Raw genomic sequence first — 22,183 nt, forward strand, 5'->3', positions numbered from 1 at the left:
GTTTATGATGAGGTAATTATGTCTACCGTTTTACGCCCTTATAAGGATCTGCGGCCCCAATTAGGCCAGCGGGTAATGATTGATGCCACCAGCGTGGTGATTGGTGATGTCAGAATTGCTGATGATGTGGGCATTTGGCCATTAGTCGTGATTCGTGGTGATGTGAATTATGTTGAGATTGGCGCGCGCAGCAACATTCAGGATGGTAGCGTTCTCCATGTTACGCACAAATCTTCTTATAATCCTGAAGGCGATCCGCTGCTCATTGGCGAAGATGTCACTGTTGGGCATAAAGTGATGTTGCATGGCTGCGTTATCGGCAATCGTGTCCTTATCGGCATGGGATCGATCTTACTCGATGGGGCTATTGTTGAAGATGATGTAATGATCGGCGCAGGTAGCCTGGTCCCCCAAAATAAACGTCTGGAAAGTGGCTACCTTTATCTGGGCAGCCCGGTAAAACAGATCCGCCCCCTGACGGAAGCGGAGCTTGAAGGGTTGAAATACTCAGCCGGAAATTACGTGAAATGGAAAGATGAATATCTGGATCAAGGTAACCAGACAATCCCCTGATCATCCTCTTCTTGCTGGCGGATCAACTGTTCCGCCTCCTCTTCCAGATCCCAACGATGTTCACGAAATACCGCCAGGTAGTGTTCTGGTGTTTTGCCACCAAAGCGCTTTGCTAGCGTCTCTCCTTTTATGGCGCAAGTAATTTGCATACCATTGACCAACGCAGGAAAACAGACAGCACCAGCCGCGTCATCCCACCCTTCGCGATCCGGAAACTGAATGGCCTGATTCATTTTGCCAGTTCCTGTTTCAACAGAGTGATTACCGGTTCAACGTCCGGCAGTACGCCATGCCATAGCAACACCGCATGCGCAGCCTGCCCGACCAGCATGCCTAAACCATCCGCACATTTTTTCGCACCTGAATTTTCACACCAACTCAGAAATGGCGTCGATCCTTTCTGATAAAACATGTCATAGCAATAAAGCTCGGGATGGATAAGCGCATTCGGTAACGGGGGGATCTCCCCACCAATACCGCTGGAAGTCGCGTTGATGATCAAATCGAATTCATGGTTCGCTAAATTATCCATAGCAACAGCATCAATGCTACCGGTGTGTGCAAAGAGCTTAGCCAGCGTTTGCGCCTTAGAAAAAGTACGGTTGGTAACAATCACGGCGCAATCCAGAGACAGTAAAGGAAGAATGACGCCGCGCGCTGCCCCACCCGCTCCGATCAGCAGAATACGAAACCCCGGGCGAATAAACGAGAGGCGTTCGAGATCGCTCAACAAGCCTATCCCATCCGTGTTATCGCCCAGCAACCGACCATCTTCAAGGCGTTTAAGCGTGTTTACCGCCCCAGCCATCGCGGCACGTTCTGTGAGTTCATTCGCGCGAGCAAATGCTTCCTCTTTAAAAGGCACGGTAACATTCGCGCCTTTTCCACCCGCGGTAAAAAAAGCATCCAGCGTCAGCACAAAGCCATCTACCGGAGCCAGAACCCGACCATAAGAATGTTCAATACCCAGTTGCCGGGCAAATTGCTGATGAATAAACGGAGACTTGCTGTGTGCAATAGGGTTGCCAAAGACAGCATAGGATTCCATACAGTTACCCCTGACGGAAAAGTTCGCCGGTAAGGGCGTCACGAATTTCAGAAGGATTTTGCCGGCCTCCGGTCGGGGCATCTACAACCGGGAAGTCTGGACCAAATTGGTCGATAACTTCCTGCGCTGTTCTGCAAGGCGGCAAGCCCGATAAATTAGCGCTCGTTGATACCAGCGGTTTTCCGTAAGCCTCACACAGCGCAATCACCGTTTGATGGTCAGTCACGCGCACAGCCAGCGAGTCAAAGCGCCCGGTTAGCCAGCGCGGCGTGTTCGGTTTCGCCGGGAAGACAAACGTTACCGGTCCGGGCCAGCAGGCATAAATCGTCTGACGCTGTTCGTCGGTCAGCATGCTGTCATCAATATAGGGTTTGAGTTGATCAAAGCTGGCAGCGATAAGGATGAGGCCTTTATCAACCGGGCGTTGCTTTAGTTCAAGCAAGCGATGAACCGCAATCTCGCTGTCCGGATCGCAGCCGACACCGAAAACAGCTTCTGTTGGATAAGCGATGACGTGTTCTTTGTTCAGAACCTCTACCGCCGCAGCGATAGGATCTGTTGGCAGGTTATTCTTCACGGGTTTGTTCCGCCGTTACCGGCTGTCCACATTGTTTACTGGCGCAGAAGCGTTTCATGCCTTGCGCGGTTTTCTTCTCGATAAGTAGCGGGTAGTGGCATATAAGACATTCGCCCGCCACCGGTTTGAAATTAATAACGAACTGGCAATCAGGGTAACGATCGCAGGAATAAAAGGTTTTACCATATCGGGAACGGCGTTGAACAAGATGCCCGCTTCGGCACTGTGGGCAAGTGATTGCGGTATCGTCGGGCTTATCAATCAACTCGGTATGTTCACATTCAGGGTACTGGCTGCACCCAATGAACATCCCGAAACGACCCTGACGCAATACTAGCGCGGCTCCACATGCTGGGCACTGCTGCCCATCCAGAACCTTAACAATATGTCCATCCGCCTGACTTTTTAGCGGGCGAACATAATCGCATTCCGGATAATGAGAACATCCGAGAAACGGACCATGTTTCCCGGAACGGATAACAAGTTCAGCCCCGCATTGTGGGCAGGGCTCGTTGTTACGCACCGAAAAGAGTGCTGATTTGGCCATAACGACTCTTGAAGCTGCAAGAATGATTAGTGCAGCATACCTTCATTCGCTTCAAAGAGTAATTCTTCCATTTGCTGGTAGGCGTTTTCACACCCAGGGATATTGAAGAGAACCATCAGAATGACCCATTTCAGATCTTCCAACTCGAACTCTGCCGTATCCAGCGCCAGCACCCGTTCAATCACCATTTCTCGCGTTTCGAGGTTTAGCACCTGAATCTGCTCCAGGAATAACAAGAATCCCCGGCAACTGGCATCCAGCCTTTCACACTCTTCCGCCGTATAAATACGGACAGAAAGCGGATCAGAAGCAAGCTGCATCGGTTCGGCGAGGCCTTCCTGATAATCAGCCAGCTTTTCCAGCCACAAAAGTGCATTGTAGATGTCTTCACGATCAAATCCGGCGTCGGTAAGATCCCGTTCCAGTTTGTCCTGATCCACACGCAATTCCGCTTCGTTATGGATGTAAGTCTCAAACAAGTACATTAGTACGTCGAACATGGCTTGCCCTCCTCAATCGGACATAGCCGCCGGGTACAGCTGCGATCCATCCTGCTAACTCCAGTTCAAGCAATTGAGCTGCGATGACTGGCACAGGTTGGCCGGCACGTTCAGCGACGACGTCAACAGGTGTTACCTCATCTCCTACGTTAGCCAGGAGCTCAGGAAATGGCAATGCCACCTCTTCTTGATCTGGAGAATAAATTGCATTTTCGCGTACGTCAGACAACCAATTCAGCCCATATTGCAAATTTTCGAGGATCTCATCAGCCGATGTTACCGGTATTGCCCCTTGCTTGATTAACCAGTGCGGCCCTTCGCTGCCAGGGCTACCAATAGGACCGGGTAATGCAAATACATCACGGCCTTGTTCAAGCGCAATCCGCGCGGTCACCAGCGAACCACTACGCAAAGCGGCTTCTACAACCAGTACCCCACGGCTGAGGCCGCTGATGATACGGTTGCGGCGCGGAAAATTACCCGGCTTCGGCGTAGCCGCGAGGGGGAATTCGGATACCAATGCACCACCACTTTCAATTACTTCTGCTGCAAGCGAAGCATGCTTGCGCGGATAGAGGCTGTATAAACCGTTCCCCAGTACGCCAATGCTTTTTCCATTAACCTGTAAAGCCGCCCGGTGAGCCACGCTATCGATCCCCAACGCCATGCCACTGGTAATCGTTAACCCCGCACGAGCAAGCTCTTCACAAAAAATCCGCCCCCACCGCTCGCCATACCATGAATGTGCGCGGCTCCCGACAACGGCCAGTTGTTGTGTTGCCAGTATCGCTGGATTGCCTTTAACAAAAATAGCGCCGGGAAAATCAGGAATAGCGCGCAAAGGTGCAGGATAAGCCGGATCGCTGGCAATAATTAAATGGTTACCGGGTTGTGCAAGCCAGTTAAGGCTCTTTTCAAGCTCACAAGCAGGAAGAGAGAAAAAGCGCTGCGTTTGCGCTTCTGTAAACCCGATGAGTCGAAGTTCAGCAAAGGATGCTTTCTGGTTTTGTTCCAGCCACTGCGCTGCATTCAGCCATGGATCGCCACACAGTGTGGTCACCTGTAACAACCGCAGCCAAATCTCCGTGCTTGTCATCCTTTATCCCCTGCCATAAGCCGCTGTAGCAATCCTTGCGATTGGTCACTGATGCTGTCAATCGCGGGGGGATTTGTCTAGAATAGAGATAATATTCTCACCAACTCCTGAACACGACTCTGGATATTTATGGCAGTTTTGCATGTGTTACATATTCCGGACGAGCGCCTTCGCAAAGTCGCCGAGCCGGTAAAAGAAGTGAATGCGGACATTCAACGTATCGTCGATGATATGTTTGAAACGATGTACGCAGAAGAAGGTATTGGACTGGCAGCAACGCAGGTTGATATTCACCAGCGCATCATCGTGATCGACGTTTCCGAAAATCGCGATGAGCAATTAGTGTTGATTAACCCCGAGTTGCTGGAAAAAAGTGGGGAAACAGGTATTGAAGAAGGTTGCCTGTCTATTCCGGAACAACGTGCGCTGGTACCTCGTGCCGAGAAAGTAAAAATCCGCGCGCTGGATCGTGACGGAAAAACATTCGAACTGGAAGCCGACGGTCTTCTGGCAATCTGCATTCAGCATGAGATGGATCATCTGGTAGGTAAGCTGTTTATTGATTACCTGTCGCCGATGAAACGTCAGCGCATTCGCCAGAAAGTTGAAAAACTGGATCGCATGAACGCCCGCGCATAAAACGGGCTGAAAAGGATAAACGTGTCAGATTCTCTACGTATTATTTTCGCCGGCACTCCGGATTTTGCAGCGCGTCATCTTGACGCGCTGTTGTCTTCTGAGCATCAGGTGGTGGGAGTTTTTACCCAGCCAGACCGACCTGCAGGTCGCGGTAAAAAGCTGATGCCAAGCCCAGTAAAAGTACTGGCGGAAGAAAAAGGCCTGCCAGTCTTTCAACCTGCATCGTTACGTGCAGAGGAAAACCAGCAATTGGTTGCCAACCTCAACGCCGATGTGATGGTAGTGGTGGCATACGGTCTGATCCTGCCAAAAGCAGTGCTGGTCATGCCGCGCCTGGGTTGTATAAATGTTCACGGTTCACTACTGCCACGCTGGCGCGGTGCGGCGCCTATTCAGCGCTCACTATGGGCAGGTGATGCGGAAACGGGCGTCACTATCATGCAAATGGATGTAGGTCTGGATACTGGCGACATGTTGTTTAAACTCGCATGCCCGATTACCGATGAAGACACCAGCGCCACGCTGTATGACAAACTGGCAGAGCTCGGTCCGCAGGGGTTAATCGCGACGCTGCAACAGCTTGCTCAGGGCACAACACAACCGCAGGTGCAAGACGAAGCGCAGGTCACTTACGCAGAGAAGCTCAGTAAAGAAGAAGCACGTCTGGACTGGTCGCTCAGCGCCACCCAGCTTGAACGATGCATTCGTGCCTTCAACCCCTGGCCAATGAGCTGGTTTGTGGTTGATGAGCAACCAGTGAAAGTCTGGAAAGCGTCGGTTATTCCGTCTAAGCCAACAGACAAACCCGGTACGATCGTGGAAGTGTCGAAAGCGGGTATTCAGGTTGCAACTGCCGACGGAATATTGAATCTTGAATCGCTGCAGCCTGCCGGTAAAAAAGCAATGAGCGCGCAGGATCTGCTGAATTCGCGGCGGGAATGGTTTGCCCCTGGCAACCACCTGGCCTGAGAGTATTTTTAGCCCGGCTTGCCGGGCATTTTTTATTTTTATCGCTATGAAAAAACAAATAAATTTACGCAGCATGGCTGCGCAGGCAGTTGAGCAGGTCATAGAACAAGGGCAATCGCTCAGCAATATCCTGCCGCCGTTGCAACAAAAAGTTTCCGACAAAGATAAAGCGCTGCTGCAAGAGCTGTGCTTTGGTGTTTTGCGCGTTTTGCCACAGCTCGACTGGCTCATCAATAAATTGATGTCACGTCCAATGACGGGCAAGCAGCGCACAGTGCACTATCTGATCATGGTTGGGTTTTATCAGCTTTTGCATACGCGCATCCCTGCCCATGCTGCGCTGGCAGAAACCGTGGAAGGCGCGGTGGTCATTAAGCGCCCGCAGCTTAAGGGCTTGATTAATGGCGTATTACGTCAATTCCAGCGTCAACAGGAAGAGTTACTGGCAGAGTTCGACCAAAGCGAAAATCATTTTCTGTTCCCGAAGTGGCTATTAAACCGTGTGCAGAAGGCCTATCCACACCAATGGCAACACATTGTCGAAGCCAGTAATCAGCGCCCGCCAATGTGGCTGCGTGTCAATCGTCAGCACCATTCACGCGATGGCTGGTTAGCATTGCTGGAAGAGGCCGGTTTGCAAGGATCCCCGCATCCGGATTATCCCGATGCAGTTCGTCTGGCGAGCCCTGCACCAGTCACCGCTCTGCCGGGCTTTTCTGAGGGTTGGGTTACCGTACAGGATGCTTCTGCTCAGGGTTGCATTGCTTTTCTTACGCCCAAAAACGGTGAACGCATTCTCGATCTATGTGCAGCACCCGGTGGCAAAACCACCCATATACTCGAAGCCGCTCCCGAGGCCAGCGTGTTGGCTGTAGACATAGACGAGCAACGTTTGTCGCGTGTTTACGACAACCTGAAAAGACTGGGCGTGAAAGCGCAGGTAAAACAGGGGGATGGGCGTTTCCCGGAGCAATGGTGCGGTGATGAACAATTCGATCGAATCCTGCTGGATGCGCCTTGCTCAGCGACGGGGGTTATTCGACGCCATCCCGATATCAAATGGCTGCGTCGCGATCGCGATATTCCCGAGTTAGCGCAGTTACAGTCTGAAATTCTGGATGCTATCTGGCCGCATTTGAAACCAGGCGGTACGCTGGTGTATGCAACATGCTCCATCTTGCCGGAAGAGAACAGTCAGCAGGTCACAGCCTTCCTCAAGCGCACAACTGATGCGCAACTGAGCGAAACGGGTACGCCGGAAAACCCTGGCTTGCAGAAACTGCCAGGTGCGGAAGAAGGTGATGGTTTCTTTTACGCTAAGATAATCAAACAGTGATGGGAACAACGGGTCACAACAGATGAAAATAATTATTCTGGGTGCAGGGCAGGTTGGTGGCACGCTGGCAGAAAACCTGGTCGGAGAGAATAACGATATTACCGTTGTTGATACTAATGGCGACCGTCTGCGTAGTTTGCAGGACAAATTCGATCTCCGCGTCGTACAAGGCCACGGTTCTCACCCCCGCGTGCTACGCGAAGCCGGCGCTGACGATGCCGATATGCTGGTTGCGGTGACCAGCTCGGATGAAACCAATATGGTTGCCTGCCAGGTTGCTTATTCGCTGTTTAATACGCCAAACCGTATTGCCCGCATCCGCTCGCCAGATTATGTTCGCGACGCGGATAAGCTTTTTCACTCAGAAGCCGTTCCTATCGATCATCTGATCGCGCCGGAGCAACTGGTTATCGACAGTATTTACCGCCTCATCGAATATCCCGGCGCATTGCAGGTCGTGAATTTCGCCGAAGGAAAAGTCAGCCTGGCTGTGGTGAAAGCCTATTATGGCGGCCCGTTGGTGGGAAATGCGTTGTCAACCATGCGCGAGCATATGCCGCATATTGATACTCGCGTTGCCGCTATTTTTCGCCACGACAGACCTATTCGCCCGCAAGGCTCAACGATTGTTGAAGCAGGTGATGAAGTATTCTTTATTGCCGCATCGCAGCATATCCGTGCCGTTATGAGTGAACTTCAGCGGCTGGAAAAACCGTATAAACGCATTATGTTGGTTGGCGGTGGTAATATCGGCGCCGGTCTGGCTCGTCAGCTGGAAAAAGACTACAGCGTGAAGTTGATCGAGCGCGATCAACAGCGTGCGGCGGAGCTGGCCGAGAAACTGCAAAATACGATCGTTTTTTATGGCGACGCCTCCGATCAAGAATTACTGGCCGAAGAACATATCGATCAGGTGGATCTCTTTATTGCTGTCACCAATGACGACGAAGCCAACATTATGTCTGCAATGCTGGCCAAACGGATGGGAGCCAAGAAAGTGATGGTGCTAATTCAGCGCCGCGCTTATGTCGATTTGGTTCAGGGCAGTGTGATTGATATTGCCATATCGCCACAGCAGGCAACTATTTCCGCTCTGCTTAGCCATGTGCGTAAAGCGGATATCGTTGGCGTTTCATCGTTACGTCGCGGTGTCGCAGAGGCAATTGAAGCGGTTGCACACGGAGACGAAACGACGTCCCGCGTTGTCGGCCGCGTTATTGATGAAATTAAATTGCCGCCAGGCACAATCATCGGTGCTGTAGTACGTGGAAATGATGTCATGATTGCCAATGATAATTTGCGTATTGAGCAAGGCGACCATGTGATTATGTTTTTAACGGACAAAAAATATATCACGGACGTCGAGCGTTTATTTCAGCCGAGCCCATTCTTCCTGTAATAATCCGGGCGCAATTATGCGCCCGCACATTATTCCCCCGCTTTTATCAGGGTTTAAGAAATCATTACAATCACCCTGCCCAAATGGAAATTGATCGGTAATTTGTTAGACTTAATCCGACAGTCTGCACATGGAGAAGGGATATGAGCATTTTGAAAGAGTTCCGTGAATTTGCAATGCGCGGAAATGTGGTGGATTTGGCAGTTGGTGTCATCATTGGTGCAGCTTTCGGCAAAATTGTGTCGTCATTGGTTGCAGATATCATTATGCCACCGCTGGGGCTATTAATTGGCGGGATTGATTTCAAATCATTTGCCTGGACGCTACGCGACGCGCAGGGCGACGTTCCCGCTGTCGTCATGCACTATGGCGTGTTTATTCAGAACATTTTTGACTTCATCATCGTCGCTTTTGCGATTTTCATTGCAATAAAGCTGATCAATAAGCTGAAACGTAAGCAAGAAGAAGAACCGAAAGCGCCACCGGCACCGAGTAAAGAGGAAGTATTGCTGAGTGAAATTCGCGATTTGCTGAAAGAGCAAAATAATCGCAGTTAAGCAAATGCAAGAAGACCAGTGGTAAATAAGCGATTCGCTTGCTTGCCACTGGCCTCCTGAAAGCCTTTTTTTGCGTGTTTGCCTTTCCGTAAATAACTTCCTTTCCCTTTTTTGTTTTTCTCAATACGCTGGCGAAATAGCGGATCATGTAACAAAGCTTCAATAGCGTTATCGTTGATCTGCCCTTTCGTATGCTGATAGCGGCTCATAACGTCTCCAGATTGTGTATTAAAACGGCCGGAGTGTAGATCCCTCTGCGCAGAAGATCAACAGACCGTTGTGGTCGGGTTACCACTTGCCCCTTGTTCAAGGGCTTCGAGAATAGAACAATAAACGCTGCTATGCGCTGTACCACAACATGCATCGTTCAGCTTTTGTAACGAGCGGCGCATGGACTGTAACTCTTCGATGCGAGCTTCAACCTCGCTCAGGCGAGCCTGCACAATACTTTTTGACTCCTGGCAAGTGTGATGTTCAGGATCAATACGGATCGACAACAGTTCACGGATGGATTCGAGGGTAAACCCTAATTGCCGCGCATGGCGAATAAATTTGAGCCGTTGCAGATCCTTATCCGTATAAAGACGAAATCCGCCTTCCGTTCTGACTTCATGATCCATCATTTGCTGTTTTTCGTAGTAACGGATCGTATCTGGCGTGACTTCTGCGAGTTTCGCGATTTCACCAATGCGGTACATGATTACTCCCCATTAATTTTTTGCTGCAGTTTGTCGGCATAATCACCTCGCAGGAAATCGGTGCTTAATCCGGCGTGCCGCAACTTCATTTCCAGTAACGACAAACGGCGATGCAACTGCTGGAAATCAGGATGATCATGCTGCACGCTATTGAGCAGATCGATAAGCATCACGGCTTCTTTACGGTATTCCAGTTCTGGTGGCAGGCAGCCAGCATTTTTCAGCAAGCGATACCCAGCGCGGAGCTCAGCGGGGACGTGAGAATCGTCATCCAACAACAACGGCTTACCGCGGCCGGGTAGACTATCAAATTCGCCTTTTTGCTGAGCATCGAGGATATGGCGTTCTGCCCACTGATCAAGTAACCACATAACGGCTCACGAGGGAAGGAACAAAAAAGATAAATACATTGTAGGGAAGAGGTAGTACGACCGATATAAAAAAACCCGCCGAAGCGGGTTTCTTTACGTTACTACAGATTACTCTGCAGCAGCTTCTGCTTTCGATTCAGAGCGATCAACCAGCTCGATGTAAGCCATCGGCGCGTTGTCACCAGCACGGAAGCCACACTTCAGAATACGAGTGTAACCACCGGCACGGCTCGCGAAACGCGGGCCCAGTTCGTTAAACAGTTTTGCCACGATCTCGTTATCACGAGTGCGGGCGAATGCCAGACGACGATTAGCAACGCTATCCGTCTTGGCAAGAGTAATCAGCGGCTCAACTACGCGACGCAGCTCTTTCGCTTTCGGCAGGGTCGTCTTGATGATCTCATGACGAACCAGAGAACCTGCCATGTTACGGAACATGGCCTGGCGATGGCTGCTGTTGCGGTTCAGTTGACGACCACTCTTACGATGGCGCATGACCTTATCCTTCTCAGTAAAACCTTAACCTGTGATCCGGTTACTCGTCAGCAATGCTTGCCGGCGGCCAGTTTTCCAGGCGCATGCCCAGAGACAGACCGCGGGAGGCCAGCACGTCTTTAATCTCGGTAAGAGATTTTTTACCCAGGTTCGGCGTTTTCAGCAACTCAACCTCGGTACGCTGTACCAGATCACCGATATAGTGGATAGCTTCTGCCTTGAGGCAGTTAGCAGAGCGGACAGTCAATTCCAGATCGTCAACAGGGCGCAGCAGAATCGGATCGAATTCTGGTTTCTCTTCTTTAACTTCCGGCTGACGTACATCACGTAAATCAACGAAAGCTTCAAGTTGTTCAGCCAGAATGGTTGCCGCACGACGAATCGCCTCTTCAGGATCGATTGTGCCGTTGGTTTCCATTTCGATGACCAGCTTGTCCAGGTCGGTGCGCTGTTCAACACGTGCTGCTTCAACATTGTAGGCAATACGCTCTACAGGGCTGTAGCAGGCGTCAACGAGCAGACGGCCGATTGGGCGCTCATCTTCTTCCGAATGAATTCGGGCAGACGCCGGAACATAACCACGACCGCGCTGAACTTTGATACGCATGTTGATAGATGCGTTTTCATCGGTCAGGTGGCAGATCACATGCTGCGGCTTGACGATTTCGACATCACCGTCGTGGGTAATGTCGGCTGCGGTCACAGGGCCAATGCCAGATTTATTCAGAGTAAGAATAACATCATCTTTACCCTGAACTCTCACCGCCAGCCCTTTCAGGTTGAGCAGGATTTCAAGGATATCTTCCTGAACGCCTTCTTTGGTGCTGTACTCATGAAGTACACCATCAATCTCAACCTCAGTCACCGCGCAACCCGGCATCGATGAGAGCAGAATACGGCGCAGTGCGTTACCCAGAGTATGGCCAAAGCCACGCTCTAAAGGCTCAAGGGTCACCTTGGCGTGCGTCGAACTCACTTGCTCGATATCTACCAGGCGCGGTTTTAGAAACTCTGTCACAGAACCCTGCATTGTGTCCTCTCTTTGGTACTAAGCTTTACTTGGAGTAAAGCTCGACGATCAGGTGTTCGTTAATGTCCGCAGACAGATCAGAACGCTCCGGCTTACGCTTGAACGTACCTTCCATCTTGCCAGCATCAACTTCCAGCCAGGTTGGCTTTTCACGCTGCTCAGCCAGCTCCAGAGCGGCTTTCACGCGAGACTGCTTTTTCGCTTTCTCACGAATGCTAACAACGTCATTCGGACTAACCTGATAAGAAGCGATGTTAACAACACGACCGTTTACCATGATTGCTTTGTGGCTAACCAGCTGGCGTGCTTCAGCACGAGTGGCGCCAAAGCCCATACGGTATACAACGTTGTCCAGACGACCTTCCAGCAGACCCAACAGGTTTTCACCGGTGTTGCCTTTCAGACGTGCTGCTTCTTTGTAGTAGTTACGGAACTGACGCTCCAGCACACCGTAAATACGGCGAACTTTTTGCTTTTCACGCAACTGCACACCATAGTCAGACAGACGCGGTTTACGCGCACCGTGCTGGCCAGGAGCTTGTTCAATTTTACACTTGGTATCGATCGCGCGAACGCCAGACTTAAGGAACAGGTCTGTGCCCTCACGACGGCTCAGCTTGAGCTTAGGACCCAAATATCTTGCCATTTTCTTTCTCCAACAATCCTAGAAAACGACCGCGTTATACGCGACGTTTTTTCGGCGGACGACAACCGTTGTGAGGGATCGGAGTCACATCAGTAATATTAGTGATGCGGAAACCAGCGGCGTTCAGAGCACGAATAGTAGATTCGCGGCCCGGACCCGGTCCCTTAACCATAACTTCCAGATTCTTGATACCGTATTCTTTTACGGCTTCAGCGCAACGCTCTGCTGCAACCTGAGCTGCAAACGGAGTGGATTTGCGAGAACCACGGAAACCGGAACCACCGGCTGTTGCCCAACCCAGCGCGTTACCCTGACGATCAGTAATAGTAACGATGGTGTTGTTGAAAGAAGCATGGATATGAGCCACGCCGTCAGAGACTTGTTTTCTTACACGTTTACGTGCACGAATTGGTGCCTTTGCCATTATTCAATCACCCCGATTATTTCTTGATCGGTTTGCGCGGACCCTTACGGGTACGTGCGTTGGTCTTGGTACGCTGACCGCGAACCGGGAGACCACGACGATGACGCAAACCGCGATAGCAACCAAGATCCATCAGGCGCTTGATGCTCATGCTAATTTCACGGCGCAGATCACCTTCAACGACAAATTTGGCAACTTCGTCACGCAGCGTGTCGATTTGTTCTTCAGACAGCTCACTGATCTTAACATTTTCAGCGATGCCCGCAGCAGCCAGAATGGCTTGAGAGCGGGTTTTACCGACGCCATAGATCGAAGTTAATGCGATCACAGCATGTTTCTGATCAGGAATGTTAATGCCTGCTATACGGGCCACTATGCACTCCTATAATTTTACTTGCACGCACCATGCTGAAAAGCCCGTTTTCAGGATACTCAAATGGAAACGTACAGACATACAAAAGATTGGCTGGCTAATCTAGCCAGCTCAACCCAACTTTGCAAGAAAAATATGCGAAATAATCAGCCTTGGCGCTGTTTATGCTTCGGCTCGGCACTGCAAATCACGCGGATGACGCCATCACGCTTAACGATTTTGCAGTTACGGCATAATTTCTTGACGGAAGCACGAACTTTCATTTTTACTCTCCGTAACTTCTCGGGCGACCATTAACGGCCATAGCCTTTCAGGTTCGCCTTCTTCAATGCAGACTCATACTGACTAGACATCATCAGAGTTTGCACTTGAGCCATAAAGTCCATAATCACGACAACAACGATAAGCAGTGACGTCCCACCAAAGTAGAACGGTACCTTCATCGCATCACGCATGAACTCCGGGATCAGGCAGATAAAAGTAATATAAAGCGCACCGACCAAAGTCAGGCGGGTCATTACCTTATCGATATACTTCGCCGTTTGCTCTCCCGGACGAATTCCTGGTACAAATGCACCGGACTTCTTCAGGTTATCTGCTGTTTCTCGCGGGTTGAAAACCAACGCCGTATAGAAGAAACAGAAGAAGATGATTGCAGACGCATAGAGTAACACATAAAGCGGTTGCCCAGGCTGCAAATACAGCGAAATTGTTGTCAGCCAGTTCCAACCAGTACCGCCCCCGAACCATGACGCGATGGTTGCAGGGAACAGAATAATACTGGAAGCGAAGATTGCCGGGATTACCCCCGCCATATTCACTTTCAGCGGTAAATGTGTGCTCTGAGCAGCATAGACACGACGACCTTGCTGGCGTTTTGCGTAGTTCACCACGATACGGCGTTGACCACGTTCAACAAAAACAACAAAGAACGTCACTGCGAATACTAATACTGCAACCAACAGCAACAGGAGGAAGTGCAGGTCGCCTTGACGCGCTTGCTCGATAGTATGGGCAATGGCTGGCGGAAGACCCGCCACGATGCCGGCAAAGATAATGATCGAGATACCGTTGCCGATACCGCGTTCAGTAATCTGTTCACCGAGCCACATCAGGAACATAGTTCCTGTAACCAGACTCACAACAGCGGTGAAGTAGAATGCAAAGCCTGGGTTCATAACCAGACCTTGCATACCAGGCATATTCGGTAAACCGGTAGCAATACCGATCGACTGGAATATCGCCAACACCAGAGTGCCGTAACGGGTGTACTGGCTGATCTTGCGACGTCCAGACTCCCCTTCTTTCTTCAGCTCTGCCAGGGCCGGATGAACGACCGTTAACAGCTGGATAATAATCGATGCCGAAATATACGGCATGATACCCAATGCAAAGATAGAAGCACGACTAAGAGCACCACCAGAGAACATGTTAAACATCTCAATGATGGTGCCACGCTGTTGCTCAAGCAGTTTGGCAAGTACAGCGGCATCAATACCAGGGATCGGAATAAAAGAGCCAATACGGAAAACAATCAACGCACCGATAACAAACAGCAGTCTGCGTTTCAGTTCGCCAATTCCACCCTTGGCACTTTGAAAATCTAATCCCGGTTGTTTAGCCATCTGCTACTTATTCCTCAATTTTACCGCCAGCAGCTTCGATAGCAGCACGAGCGCCTTTCGTCACACGCAGGCCACGAACAGTTACCGGACGAGCTACTTCACCAGCCAGGATCACTTTCGCGAACTCGATCTGGATGCCGATAATGTTAGCCGCTTTAAGCGTGTTCAGGTCAACTACGTCGCCTTCTACTTTAGCCAGATCGGACAGACGAATTTCTGCCGTGATCATTGCTTTGCGAGAAGTGAAACCGAATTTCGGCAGACGACGATACAGTGGCATCTGACCACCCTCGAAACCGCGACGTACGCCACCGCCAGAACGAGATTTCTGACCTTTGTGACCACGACCACCGGTTTTACCGAGGCCAGAACCGATACCACGACCCAGGCGTTTACCCGCCTTTTTGGAGCCTTCGGCCGGAGACAGAGTATTTAAACGCATCTCTTACTCCTCAACTTTAACCATGAAGGAAACCGCGTTGACCATACCGCGAACCGCAGGAGTATCCTCACGTTCAACAGTATGACCAATACGACGCAGACCCAGGCCAAGCAGCGTTGCCTTGTGTTTCGGCAGACGACCGATTGCACTGCGGGTTTGAGTGATTTTAATAGTCTTTGCCATGGTCAATTACCCCAGAATTTCTTCAACGGATTTACCACGCTTGGCAGCGACCATTTCCGGGGATTTCATATTTTCCAGACCATCAATAGTTGCACGAACCACGTTAATCGGGTTGGTGGAACCATATGCTTTAGCCAGAACGTTATGAACCCCAGCGACTTCCAGAACGGCGCGCATTGCACCACCGGCAATAATACCGGTACCTTCGGAAGCCGGCTGCATGAATACACGAGAACCCGTGTGAGTACCCTTAACCGGGTGCTGCAGGGTGCCGTGGTTCAGCGCGACGTTAATCATATTGCGACGGGCTTTTTCCATCGCTTTCTGGATCGCTGCCGGAACTTCGCGGGCTTTACCGTAACCAAAACCAACGCGACCGTTACCATCGCCAACAACAGTCAGAGCTGTGAAGGAGAAAATACGACCACCTTTAACGGTTTTAGATACGCGGTTTACCGCGATCAGCTTTTCCTGCAGTTCGCCAGCTTGTTTTTCGATGTGAGCCATCTTACACCTCTACCTTAGAACTGAAGGCCAGCTTCACGGGCAGCATCTGCCAGTGCCTGGACGCGACCATGATATTGGAACCCGGAACGGTCAAAGGAAACATCTTTGATGCCTTTTTCCAGAGCGCGTTCAGCTACAGCTTTACCCACAGCTGCGGCCGCGTCTTTGTTACCGGTGTACTTCAGTTGTTCAGAGATAGCTTTTTCTACAGTAGAAGCAGCTACCAGAACTTCAGAACCATTCGATGCGATTACCTGGGCGTAGATATGACGCGGGGTACGATGTACCACCAGGCGAGTCGCACCAAGCTCTTTGAGCTTGCGGCGTGCGCGGGTCGCACGACGGATACGAGCAGATTTCTTATCCATAGTGTTACCTTACTTCTTCTTAGCCTCTTTGGTACGCACGACTTCGTCGGCGTAACGAACACCCTTGCCTTTGTAAGGCTCAGGACGACGGTAGGCGCGCAGATCTGCTGCAACCTGGCCAATCACCTGCTTATCCGCGCCTTTCAGCACGATTTCAGTCTGTGACGGACATTCTGCAGTGATACCGGCCGGCAGTTGATGATCAACAGGATGAGAGAAACCCAGAGCCAGGTTTACTACATTCCCTTTGACCGCTGCGCGGTAACCTACACCAACCAGCTGCAGCTTCTTAGTGAAGCCTTCGGTAACACCGATAACCATTGAGTTCAGCAGGGCACGCGCGGTACCAGCCTGAGCCCAACCGTCTGCGTAACCATCACGCGGACCGAAAGTCAGAGCATTGTCTGCCTGGTTAACTACAACAGCATCGTTGAGAGTACGAGTCAGCTCGCCGTTTTTACCTTTGATCGTGATAACCTGACCGTTGATTTTTACGTCAACGCCGGCAGGAATAACGACCGGTGCTTTAGCAACACGAGACATTTTTTCCTCCGATTAGGCTACGTAGCAGATAATTTCGCCACCAAGACCAGCCTGGCGCGCTGCACGATCAGTCATAACACCTTTAGAGGTAGAAACAACCGCGATACCCATACCACCCATAACTTTCGGCAGCTCATCTTTTTTCTTATAGATGCGCAGACCTGGGCGGCTGATACGCTGAATGCTTTCTACCACAGCTTTACCCTGGAAGTATTTAAGAGTCACTTCCAGTTCCGGCTTGGTGTCGCCTTCAATTTTGAAATCTTCAATAAAACCTTCTTCCTTCAGCACGTTGGCAATTGCCACTTTCAGCCTGGAGGAAGGCATGGTGACCGCAGCTTTGTTCGCGGCCTGACCGTTACGGATACGGGTCAGCATATCCGCGATCGGATCTTGCATGCTCATCTGTCTTTACTCCCGTGATTCAATTGGTGACAATTACCAGCTAGCCTTTTTCAGACCCGGGATTTCACCGCGCATAGCGGATTCACGGACCTTAATACGGCTCAACCCGAACTTCCGCAGGAAACCGTGCGGACGACCAGTTTGGCGGCAGCGGTTACGCTGACGAGACGGGCTGGAATCACGCGGCAGACTCTGCAGCTTGAGAACAGCGTTCCAACGATCTTCGTCGGAAGCGTTCACATCAGAAATGATCGCTTTCAGTTCAGCGCGTTTCGCGAAGTATTTTTCAGCTAAAGCTACGCGTTTAACTTCGCGTGCTTTCATAGATTGCTTAGCCATGAAGTAACCCTACCTTACTTGCGGAACGGGAAGTCAAAGGCAGCCAGCAGAGCACGGCCTTCTTCGTCAGATTTCGCAGTAGTGGTAATGGTAATATCCAAACCACGCACGCGGTCGACTTTATCGTAGTCGATTTCTGGGAAGATGATCTGCTCACGGACACCCATGCTGTAGTTACCACGACCGTCGAAAGACTTAGCGGACAAGCCACGGAAGTCACGGATACGCGGTACAGCAATAGTGATCAGGCGCTCAAAGAACTCCCACATGCGTTCGCCACGCAGAGTCACTTTACAGCCGATCGGATAGCCCTGACGGATTTTGAAGCCCGCAACAGATTTGCGCGCTTTGGTGATCAACGGTTTTTGACCGGAGATTGCTGCCAGGTCAGCTGCTGCGTTATCCAGCAGTTTCTTGTCAGCGATCGCTTCACCAACACCCATATTCAGGGTGATCTTCTCGACCCGAGGGACTTGCATGACAGAATTGTAGTTAAACTCAGTCATGAGTTTCTTAACTACTTCGTCTTTGTAGTAATCATGCAGTTTCGCCATCGTACTACTCCAAATTACTTGATAGTTTCGCTGTTAGATTTAAAGAAACGGACTTTTTTGCCGTCTTCGAATCTAAAGCCTACACGGTCAGCCTTGCCGGTTGCCGCATTGAAGATTGCAACGTTAGAAACCTGAATTGCAGCTTCTTTCTCAACGATGCCACCCGGTTGGTTCAGGGCCGGAACCGGCTTCTGATGTTTCTTAACCAGGTTGATACCTTCAACAATGATCTTGCCGGAAGACAGAACATTTTTTACTTTACCGCGTTTACCTTTATCTTTACCGGTTAACACGATAACTTCGTCATCACGACGGATTTTCGCTGCCATGATTCGCTCCTTAGAGTACTTCTGGTGCCAGAGAGATAATTTTCATGAACTTCTCGTTACGAAGTTCACGAGTTACCGGCCCAAAAATACGCGTACCGATAGGCTGCTCGCTGTTATTGTTCAAAATAACGCATGCATTACCATCGAAGCGAATGACAGAACCGTCCGGGCGACGAACACCCTTCTTGGTGCGCACCACTACCGCCTTCAGCACATCACCTTTTTTGACCTTACCACGCGGAATTGCTTCTTTGATGGTGATCTTGATGATGTCGCCTACGCCTGCGTAGCGACGGTGCGAGCCACCCAGAACCTTGATACACATTACGCGACGTGCACCGGAGTTGTCGGCGACGTTCAGCATAGTCTGTTCTTGGATCATTTTAGTGCTCCGCTAATGTCAACTACTACTGAAGACCCTAAAATCAGGGTCGATAAAAAGCCCCATATCGGGGGCGCAGCATTATAACACCGCTTCCTTGATATGGGTAGAAAAAATAAACGGCCCATCGCTGAGCCGTTTATTCGTTTGAGAACGCGTACTCTATTACAGAATCGCTTTCTCTACAACGCGAACCAGCGTCCAGGACTTAGTCTTGGACAGCGGACGGCATTCGCGGATTTCAACCACGTCGCCGGTACCGCATTCATTGTTCTCGTCATGTACGTGCAGTTTAGTCGTACGTTTGATGAATTTACCGTAGATCGGGTGTTTCACGAAACGCTCGATAGCTACAACAATGGATTTCTCCATTTTGTCGCTAACAACACGACCTTGCAGAGTACGGATTTTATCGGTCATTACGCACCCGCCTTCTCAGTCAGTAAAGTCTTAACGCGTGCGACATCACGACGCACTTGCTTCAACAGGTGAGTCTGTTGCAGCTGGCCACTTGCAGCCTGCATACGCAGGTTGAACTGCTCGCGCAGCAGGTTAAGCAGCTCGGTGTTCAGCTCTTCAACGCTCTTTTCACGCAGCTCTTTTGCTTTCATTACATCACCGTCTTAGTTACAAAGGTGGTTTTAATCGGCAGTTTTGCTGCTGCCAGCTCGAAGGCTTCACGGGCCAGCTCTTCCGGAACACCGTCCATTTCGTACAGGACTTTACCCGGCTGAATCAAGGCAACCCAATACTCTACGTTACCTTTACCTTTACCCATACGAACTTCCAGCGGCTTCTCGGTGATCGGTTTGTCCGGGAATACACGGATCCAGATCTTACCCTGACGCTTAACAGCACGAGTCATAGCACGACGTGCTGCTTCGATCTGACGAGCGGTCAGACGACCACGGCCAACAGCTTTCAGACCGTAAGTGCCGAAGCTCACATCCGTGCCCTGCGCGAGACCACGGTTGCGGCCTTTGTGCACTTTACGGAATTTTGTACGCTTTGGTTGTAACATCAGCGACGCTCCTTATTTACGGCCTTTACGCTGCTGCTTTTTAGGTTGAGCAGCCGGTTTTTCCGGTTGTTCAACTGCAGCCATACCACCAAGGATCTCGCCTTTGAAGATCCACACTTTTACGCCGATTACACCGTAAGTGGTGTGCGCTTCGGAGGTGTTGTAGTCGATGTCAGCACGCAGAGTGTGCAGCGGAACGCGACCTTCACGGTACCATTCGGTACGTGCGATTTCCGCGCCGCCCAGACGGCCGCTAACTTCAACTTTGATACCTTTAGCGCCCAGACGCATTGCGTTCTGTACAGCACGCTTCATAGCACGACGGAACATAACACGACGTTCCAGCTGAGAAGTGATGCTGTCAGCAACCAGTTTTGCGTCCAGTTCAGGTTTACGAACTTCGGCGATATTGATCTGAGCAGGAACGCCAGCGATATCCGCTACGACCTTGCGCAGTTTTTCAACGTCTTCACCTTTTTTACCGATAACGATACCCGGGCGAGCGGTGTGAATGGTCACACGGATGCTCTTAGCCGGACGCTCGATAACGATACGAGATACAGACGCTTTAGCCAGTTCCTTAGTCAGGTACTGACGTACTTTAAAATCGCTGTCCAGGTTGTCAGCGAATTCTTTGGTGTTCGCAAACCAGGTTGAGTTCCATGGTTTTACAATACCCAGGCGAATACCATTAGGATGTACTTTCTGACCCATTGCTAGTCTCCAGAGTCTCAGCGATCGGACACAACCACAGTGATGTGGCTGGTGCGCTTCAGGATGCGATCTGCACGACCTTTTGCACGCGGCATAATGCGCTTCATGCTCGGGCCTTCGTCTACGAAAATTTTCGCAACTTTCAGATCGTCAATGTCAGCGCCATCGTTGTGTTCAGCGTTAGCAATGGCAGATTCCAGAACTTTCTTGACCAGTACAGCCGCTTTCTTATTGGTGTAGGTCAGAATATCCAGAGCCTGCGACACTTTCTTACCGCGAATCAGGTCAGCAACAAGGCGAACCTTCTGAGCAGAAGAACGAGCATGGCGATGTTGAGCTAAAGTTTCCATCTCTTCCTCCTACCTTATTTCTTCTTCGCTTTTTTATCAGCAGCGTGGCCGCGATAAGTACGAGTCGGTGCGAATTCACCCAGTTTGTGACCGACCATTTCGTCGGAAACAAATACCGGAACGTGCTGACGACCATTATGGACAGCGATGGTCAAACCGATCATGTTAGGAAAGATCGTTGAACGACGGGACCAAGTGCGCAGGGGCTTCTTGTCTCCGCTTTCCACCGCTTTCTCTACCTTCTTCAGCAAGTGCAGGTCAATAAAAGGACCTTTCTTGAGAGAACGTGGCATGGCTTATCCTCTAAAATTATTTGCTACGGCGACGTACGATGAATTTATCAGTACGCTTGTTGCTGCGGGTCTTCTTACCTTTGGTCTGAACGCCCCACGGAGTTACCGGGTGCTTACCAAAGTTACGACCTTCACCACCACCATGTGGGTGGTCGACTGGGTTCATCGCAGTACCGCGAACGGTAGGACGAACACCACGCCAGCGTGCAGCACCTGCTTTACCCAGAACGCGCAGCATATGCTCAGCATTGCCAACTTCGCCCAGAGTCGCGCGGCATTCTGCTTCGACTTTACGCATTTCACCAGAACGCAGACGCAGGGTGACGTAAGCACCATCACGAGCAACGATCTGAACGTAAGTACCAGCGGAACGAGCCAGCTGACCGCCTTTACCTGGTTTCATTTCTACGTTATGAACGGTAGAACCAACCGGGATATTGCGCATCGGCAGGGTGTTACCTGCTTTGATTGCAGCATCAACGCCAGACTGAATCTGGTCGCCAGCTTTCAGGCCTTTAGGGGCCAGGATGTAACGGCGTTCGCCATCTTTGTACAGAACCAGCGCGATGTTCGCGGAACGGTTCGGATCGTACTCAAGACGCTCAACAACTGCCGGGATACCATCTTTGTTGCGTTTGAAGTCAACAATACGGTAAGCCTGCTTGTGGCCACCACCGATATGACGAGTGGTGATACGGCCATTGTTGTTACGACCACCGGATTTGCTGTTTTTTTCCAGCAACGGAGCAAAAGGTTTGCCCTTGTGCAGCTCAGGGTTAACCACTTTAACAACGTGGCGACGACCCGGAGATGTCGGTTTACATTTAACAACTGCCATTGTATTACTCCT

At 50.7% G+C, this 22,183-nt stretch carries 39 protein-coding genes; 6 read left to right on the forward strand and 33 right to left on the reverse strand.

Annotated elements, in window-relative coordinates; translation table 11 throughout:
* Positions 1-18 precede the first annotated feature (18 nt).
* Positions 19-573 (forward strand): gamma carbonic anhydrase family protein, encoded by a 555-nt coding sequence (locus M8Q36_RS03590; RefSeq protein ID WP_249880046.1) that lies wholly within the window; start codon positions 19-21, stop codon positions 571-573.
* On the opposite strand, the gene M8Q36_RS03595 is transcribed toward M8Q36_RS03590, so the two are convergent.
* Genes M8Q36_RS03595 through dprA form a run of 6 tightly spaced genes read right to left on the reverse strand, consistent with a single transcriptional unit; the run spans position 549 to position 4,341 of the window.
* On the reverse strand, positions 549-806 hold the full coding sequence (locus M8Q36_RS03595; RefSeq protein WP_045514441.1) for a DUF1488 family protein: 258 nt from the start codon (positions 804-806) through the stop codon (positions 549-551). The two genes, M8Q36_RS03590 and M8Q36_RS03595, sit on opposite strands and share 25 nt — an antisense overlap.
* Positions 803-1,621 (reverse strand): shikimate dehydrogenase, encoded by an 819-nt coding sequence (aroE, locus tag M8Q36_RS03600; RefSeq protein ID WP_249880047.1) that lies wholly within the window; start codon positions 1,619-1,621, stop codon positions 803-805. The genes M8Q36_RS03595 and aroE overlap by 4 nt, the downstream gene beginning before the upstream one ends.
* A 4-nt stretch (positions 1,622-1,625) precedes the next feature.
* Positions 1,626-2,198, reverse strand: coding sequence for an L-threonylcarbamoyladenylate synthase type 1 TsaC (gene tsaC, locus M8Q36_RS03605; RefSeq protein WP_249880048.1), 573 nt, complete (start codon positions 2,196-2,198; stop codon positions 1,626-1,628).
* Complete coding sequence (locus M8Q36_RS03610) at positions 2,188-2,745, reverse strand: DNA topoisomerase family protein (RefSeq protein ID WP_249880049.1); 558 nt, start codon at positions 2,743-2,745, stop codon at positions 2,188-2,190. The genes tsaC and M8Q36_RS03610 overlap by 11 nt, the downstream gene beginning before the upstream one ends.
* 26 nt (positions 2,746-2,771) lie before the next feature.
* Positions 2,772-3,245, reverse strand: a complete 474-nt coding sequence (gene smg, locus M8Q36_RS03615) for a DUF494 family protein Smg (RefSeq protein WP_017460081.1) — start codon at positions 3,243-3,245, stop codon at positions 2,772-2,774.
* Positions 3,217-4,341, reverse strand: a complete 1,125-nt coding sequence (dprA, locus tag M8Q36_RS03620) for a DNA-protecting protein DprA (protein WP_249880050.1) — start codon at positions 4,339-4,341, stop codon at positions 3,217-3,219. The genes smg and dprA overlap by 29 nt, the downstream gene beginning before the upstream one ends.
* Before the next feature lie 129 nt (positions 4,342-4,470).
* Here dprA and def point away from each other — a divergent pair, with 129 nt between their 5' ends.
* The 5 genes from def to mscL all read left to right on the forward strand — a co-directional run bounded on the left by def (position 4,471) and on the right by mscL (position 9,241).
* Positions 4,471-4,980 (forward strand): peptide deformylase, encoded by a 510-nt coding sequence (gene def, locus M8Q36_RS03625; RefSeq protein WP_007369833.1) that lies wholly within the window; start codon positions 4,471-4,473, stop codon positions 4,978-4,980.
* Between the two features lie 21 nt (positions 4,981-5,001).
* Complete coding sequence (gene fmt, locus M8Q36_RS03630) at positions 5,002-5,949, forward strand: methionyl-tRNA formyltransferase (RefSeq protein WP_249880051.1); 948 nt, start codon at positions 5,002-5,004, stop codon at positions 5,947-5,949.
* A 46-nt stretch (positions 5,950-5,995) separates the two neighbouring features.
* Positions 5,996-7,285, forward strand: a complete 1,290-nt coding sequence (gene rsmB, locus M8Q36_RS03635; protein ID WP_249880052.1) for a 16S rRNA (cytosine(967)-C(5))-methyltransferase RsmB — start codon at positions 5,996-5,998, stop codon at positions 7,283-7,285.
* Positions 7,286-7,307: 22 nt separating this feature from the next.
* Entirely contained in the window at positions 7,308-8,684 is a 1,377-nt protein-coding gene (gene trkA, locus M8Q36_RS03640; protein ID WP_007369830.1) for a Trk system potassium transporter TrkA, read from the forward strand.
* 143 nt (positions 8,685-8,827) lie between these two features.
* Positions 8,828-9,241: a large-conductance mechanosensitive channel protein MscL gene (gene mscL, locus M8Q36_RS03645; protein ID WP_045514451.1), complete on the forward strand. Its 414-nt coding sequence runs from the start codon at positions 8,828-8,830 to the stop codon at positions 9,239-9,241.
* Here the strand turns inward: mscL and M8Q36_RS03650 are convergent.
* From M8Q36_RS03650 to rplB, 27 genes are all read right to left on the reverse strand, one after another.
* Complete coding sequence (locus M8Q36_RS03650) at positions 9,238-9,450, reverse strand: alternative ribosome-rescue factor A (protein WP_045514453.1); 213 nt, start codon at positions 9,448-9,450, stop codon at positions 9,238-9,240. The two genes, mscL and M8Q36_RS03650, sit on opposite strands and share 4 nt — an antisense overlap.
* A 57-nt stretch (positions 9,451-9,507) precedes the next feature.
* On the reverse strand, positions 9,508-9,939 hold the full coding sequence (gene zntR, locus M8Q36_RS03655; protein ID WP_249880053.1) for a Zn(2+)-responsive transcriptional regulator: 432 nt from the start codon (positions 9,937-9,939) through the stop codon (positions 9,508-9,510).
* A 2-nt stretch (positions 9,940-9,941) separates the two neighbouring features.
* A complete protein-coding gene (locus M8Q36_RS03660) occupies positions 9,942-10,310 on the reverse strand; it encodes a DnaJ family domain-containing protein (protein ID WP_249880054.1) in 369 nt (122 codons plus the stop codon).
* 108 nt (positions 10,311-10,418) lie between these two features.
* Complete coding sequence (gene rplQ / locus M8Q36_RS03665; protein WP_001216372.1) at positions 10,419-10,805, reverse strand: 50S ribosomal protein L17; 387 nt, start codon at positions 10,803-10,805, stop codon at positions 10,419-10,421.
* A 40-nt stretch (positions 10,806-10,845) separates the two neighbouring features.
* Positions 10,846-11,835, reverse strand: coding sequence for a DNA-directed RNA polymerase subunit alpha (locus M8Q36_RS03670; RefSeq protein ID WP_007369825.1), 990 nt, complete (start codon positions 11,833-11,835; stop codon positions 10,846-10,848).
* 25 nt (positions 11,836-11,860) lie between these two features.
* Positions 11,861-12,481, reverse strand: coding sequence for a 30S ribosomal protein S4 (gene rpsD, locus M8Q36_RS03675; protein WP_003031138.1), 621 nt, complete (start codon positions 12,479-12,481; stop codon positions 11,861-11,863).
* 34 nt (positions 12,482-12,515) lie between these two features.
* Complete coding sequence (rpsK, locus tag M8Q36_RS03680) at positions 12,516-12,905, reverse strand: 30S ribosomal protein S11 (protein WP_002919257.1); 390 nt, start codon at positions 12,903-12,905, stop codon at positions 12,516-12,518.
* A gap of 16 nt (positions 12,906-12,921) precedes the next feature.
* Positions 12,922-13,278 (reverse strand): 30S ribosomal protein S13, encoded by a 357-nt coding sequence (gene rpsM / locus M8Q36_RS03685; RefSeq protein WP_007369824.1) that lies wholly within the window; start codon positions 13,276-13,278, stop codon positions 12,922-12,924.
* A 146-nt stretch (positions 13,279-13,424) separates the two neighbouring features.
* Positions 13,425-13,541, reverse strand: a complete 117-nt coding sequence (rpmJ, locus tag M8Q36_RS03690; protein ID WP_000868187.1) for a 50S ribosomal protein L36 — start codon at positions 13,539-13,541, stop codon at positions 13,425-13,427.
* A 30-nt stretch (positions 13,542-13,571) separates the two neighbouring features.
* A complete protein-coding gene (gene secY, locus M8Q36_RS03695; RefSeq protein ID WP_007369823.1) occupies positions 13,572-14,903 on the reverse strand; it encodes a preprotein translocase subunit SecY in 1,332 nt (443 codons plus the stop codon).
* Positions 14,904-14,910: 7 nt separating this feature from the next.
* On the reverse strand, positions 14,911-15,345 hold the full coding sequence (rplO, locus tag M8Q36_RS03700; protein WP_007369822.1) for a 50S ribosomal protein L15: 435 nt from the start codon (positions 15,343-15,345) through the stop codon (positions 14,911-14,913).
* Positions 15,346-15,348: 3 nt separating this feature from the next.
* On the reverse strand, positions 15,349-15,528 hold the full coding sequence (rpmD, locus tag M8Q36_RS03705) for a 50S ribosomal protein L30 (RefSeq protein ID WP_001140434.1): 180 nt from the start codon (positions 15,526-15,528) through the stop codon (positions 15,349-15,351).
* Between the two features lie 6 nt (positions 15,529-15,534).
* Positions 15,535-16,035, reverse strand: a complete 501-nt coding sequence (gene rpsE / locus M8Q36_RS03710; protein WP_007369821.1) for a 30S ribosomal protein S5 — start codon at positions 16,033-16,035, stop codon at positions 15,535-15,537.
* A 14-nt stretch (positions 16,036-16,049) separates the two neighbouring features.
* Entirely contained in the window at positions 16,050-16,403 is a 354-nt protein-coding gene (gene rplR, locus M8Q36_RS03715) for a 50S ribosomal protein L18 (protein ID WP_017460073.1), read from the reverse strand.
* Positions 16,404-16,412: 9 nt separating this feature from the next.
* Entirely contained in the window at positions 16,413-16,946 is a 534-nt protein-coding gene (gene rplF, locus M8Q36_RS03720; RefSeq protein ID WP_017460072.1) for a 50S ribosomal protein L6, read from the reverse strand.
* Positions 16,947-16,958: 12 nt separating this feature from the next.
* The gene (rpsH, locus tag M8Q36_RS03725) at positions 16,959-17,351 is read right to left on the reverse strand and encodes a 30S ribosomal protein S8 (RefSeq protein ID WP_017460071.1); all 393 of its coding nucleotides are present in this window, start codon (positions 17,349-17,351) and stop codon (positions 16,959-16,961) included.
* Positions 17,352-17,384: 33 nt separating this feature from the next.
* Complete coding sequence (gene rpsN, locus M8Q36_RS03730) at positions 17,385-17,690, reverse strand: 30S ribosomal protein S14 (protein ID WP_007369817.1); 306 nt, start codon at positions 17,688-17,690, stop codon at positions 17,385-17,387.
* A 14-nt stretch (positions 17,691-17,704) separates the two neighbouring features.
* Positions 17,705-18,244 carry a 50S ribosomal protein L5 gene (rplE, locus tag M8Q36_RS03735; RefSeq protein WP_001096200.1) on the reverse strand — a complete coding sequence of 180 codons (540 nt, stop codon included), beginning with the start codon at positions 18,242-18,244 and terminating at the stop codon, positions 17,705-17,707.
* 14 nt (positions 18,245-18,258) lie between these two features.
* The gene (gene rplX / locus M8Q36_RS03740; RefSeq protein WP_007369816.1) at positions 18,259-18,573 is read right to left on the reverse strand and encodes a 50S ribosomal protein L24; all 315 of its coding nucleotides are present in this window, start codon (positions 18,571-18,573) and stop codon (positions 18,259-18,261) included.
* Positions 18,574-18,583: 10 nt separating this feature from the next.
* Entirely contained in the window at positions 18,584-18,955 is a 372-nt protein-coding gene (gene rplN, locus M8Q36_RS03745; RefSeq protein ID WP_000613954.1) for a 50S ribosomal protein L14, read from the reverse strand.
* A gap of 165 nt (positions 18,956-19,120) precedes the next feature.
* Entirely contained in the window at positions 19,121-19,375 is a 255-nt protein-coding gene (gene rpsQ, locus M8Q36_RS03750) for a 30S ribosomal protein S17 (RefSeq protein ID WP_017460070.1), read from the reverse strand.
* On the reverse strand, positions 19,375-19,566 hold the full coding sequence (rpmC, locus tag M8Q36_RS03755; RefSeq protein ID WP_004388609.1) for a 50S ribosomal protein L29: 192 nt from the start codon (positions 19,564-19,566) through the stop codon (positions 19,375-19,377). The genes rpsQ and rpmC overlap by 1 nt, the downstream gene beginning before the upstream one ends.
* Positions 19,566-19,976, reverse strand: a complete 411-nt coding sequence (rplP, locus tag M8Q36_RS03760; RefSeq protein ID WP_007369814.1) for a 50S ribosomal protein L16 — start codon at positions 19,974-19,976, stop codon at positions 19,566-19,568. The genes rpmC and rplP overlap by 1 nt, the downstream gene beginning before the upstream one ends.
* A 12-nt stretch (positions 19,977-19,988) precedes the next feature.
* On the reverse strand, positions 19,989-20,690 hold the full coding sequence (gene rpsC / locus M8Q36_RS03765; protein ID WP_000529945.1) for a 30S ribosomal protein S3: 702 nt from the start codon (positions 20,688-20,690) through the stop codon (positions 19,989-19,991).
* Positions 20,691-20,707: 17 nt separating this feature from the next.
* Positions 20,708-21,040: a 50S ribosomal protein L22 gene (gene rplV / locus M8Q36_RS03770; protein WP_002919773.1), complete on the reverse strand. Its 333-nt coding sequence runs from the start codon at positions 21,038-21,040 to the stop codon at positions 20,708-20,710.
* Between the two features lie 14 nt (positions 21,041-21,054).
* A complete protein-coding gene (gene rpsS, locus M8Q36_RS03775) occupies positions 21,055-21,333 on the reverse strand; it encodes a 30S ribosomal protein S19 (protein WP_001138115.1) in 279 nt (92 codons plus the stop codon).
* 16 nt (positions 21,334-21,349) lie between these two features.
* Entirely contained in the window at positions 21,350-22,171 is an 822-nt protein-coding gene (gene rplB / locus M8Q36_RS03780; protein ID WP_007369812.1) for a 50S ribosomal protein L2, read from the reverse strand.
* Positions 22,172-22,183: the final 12 nt, after the last annotated feature.

Source organism: Kosakonia sp. R1.Fl (assembly GCF_023516815.1).
Lineage (GTDB): Bacteria > Pseudomonadota > Gammaproteobacteria > Enterobacterales > Enterobacteriaceae > Kosakonia.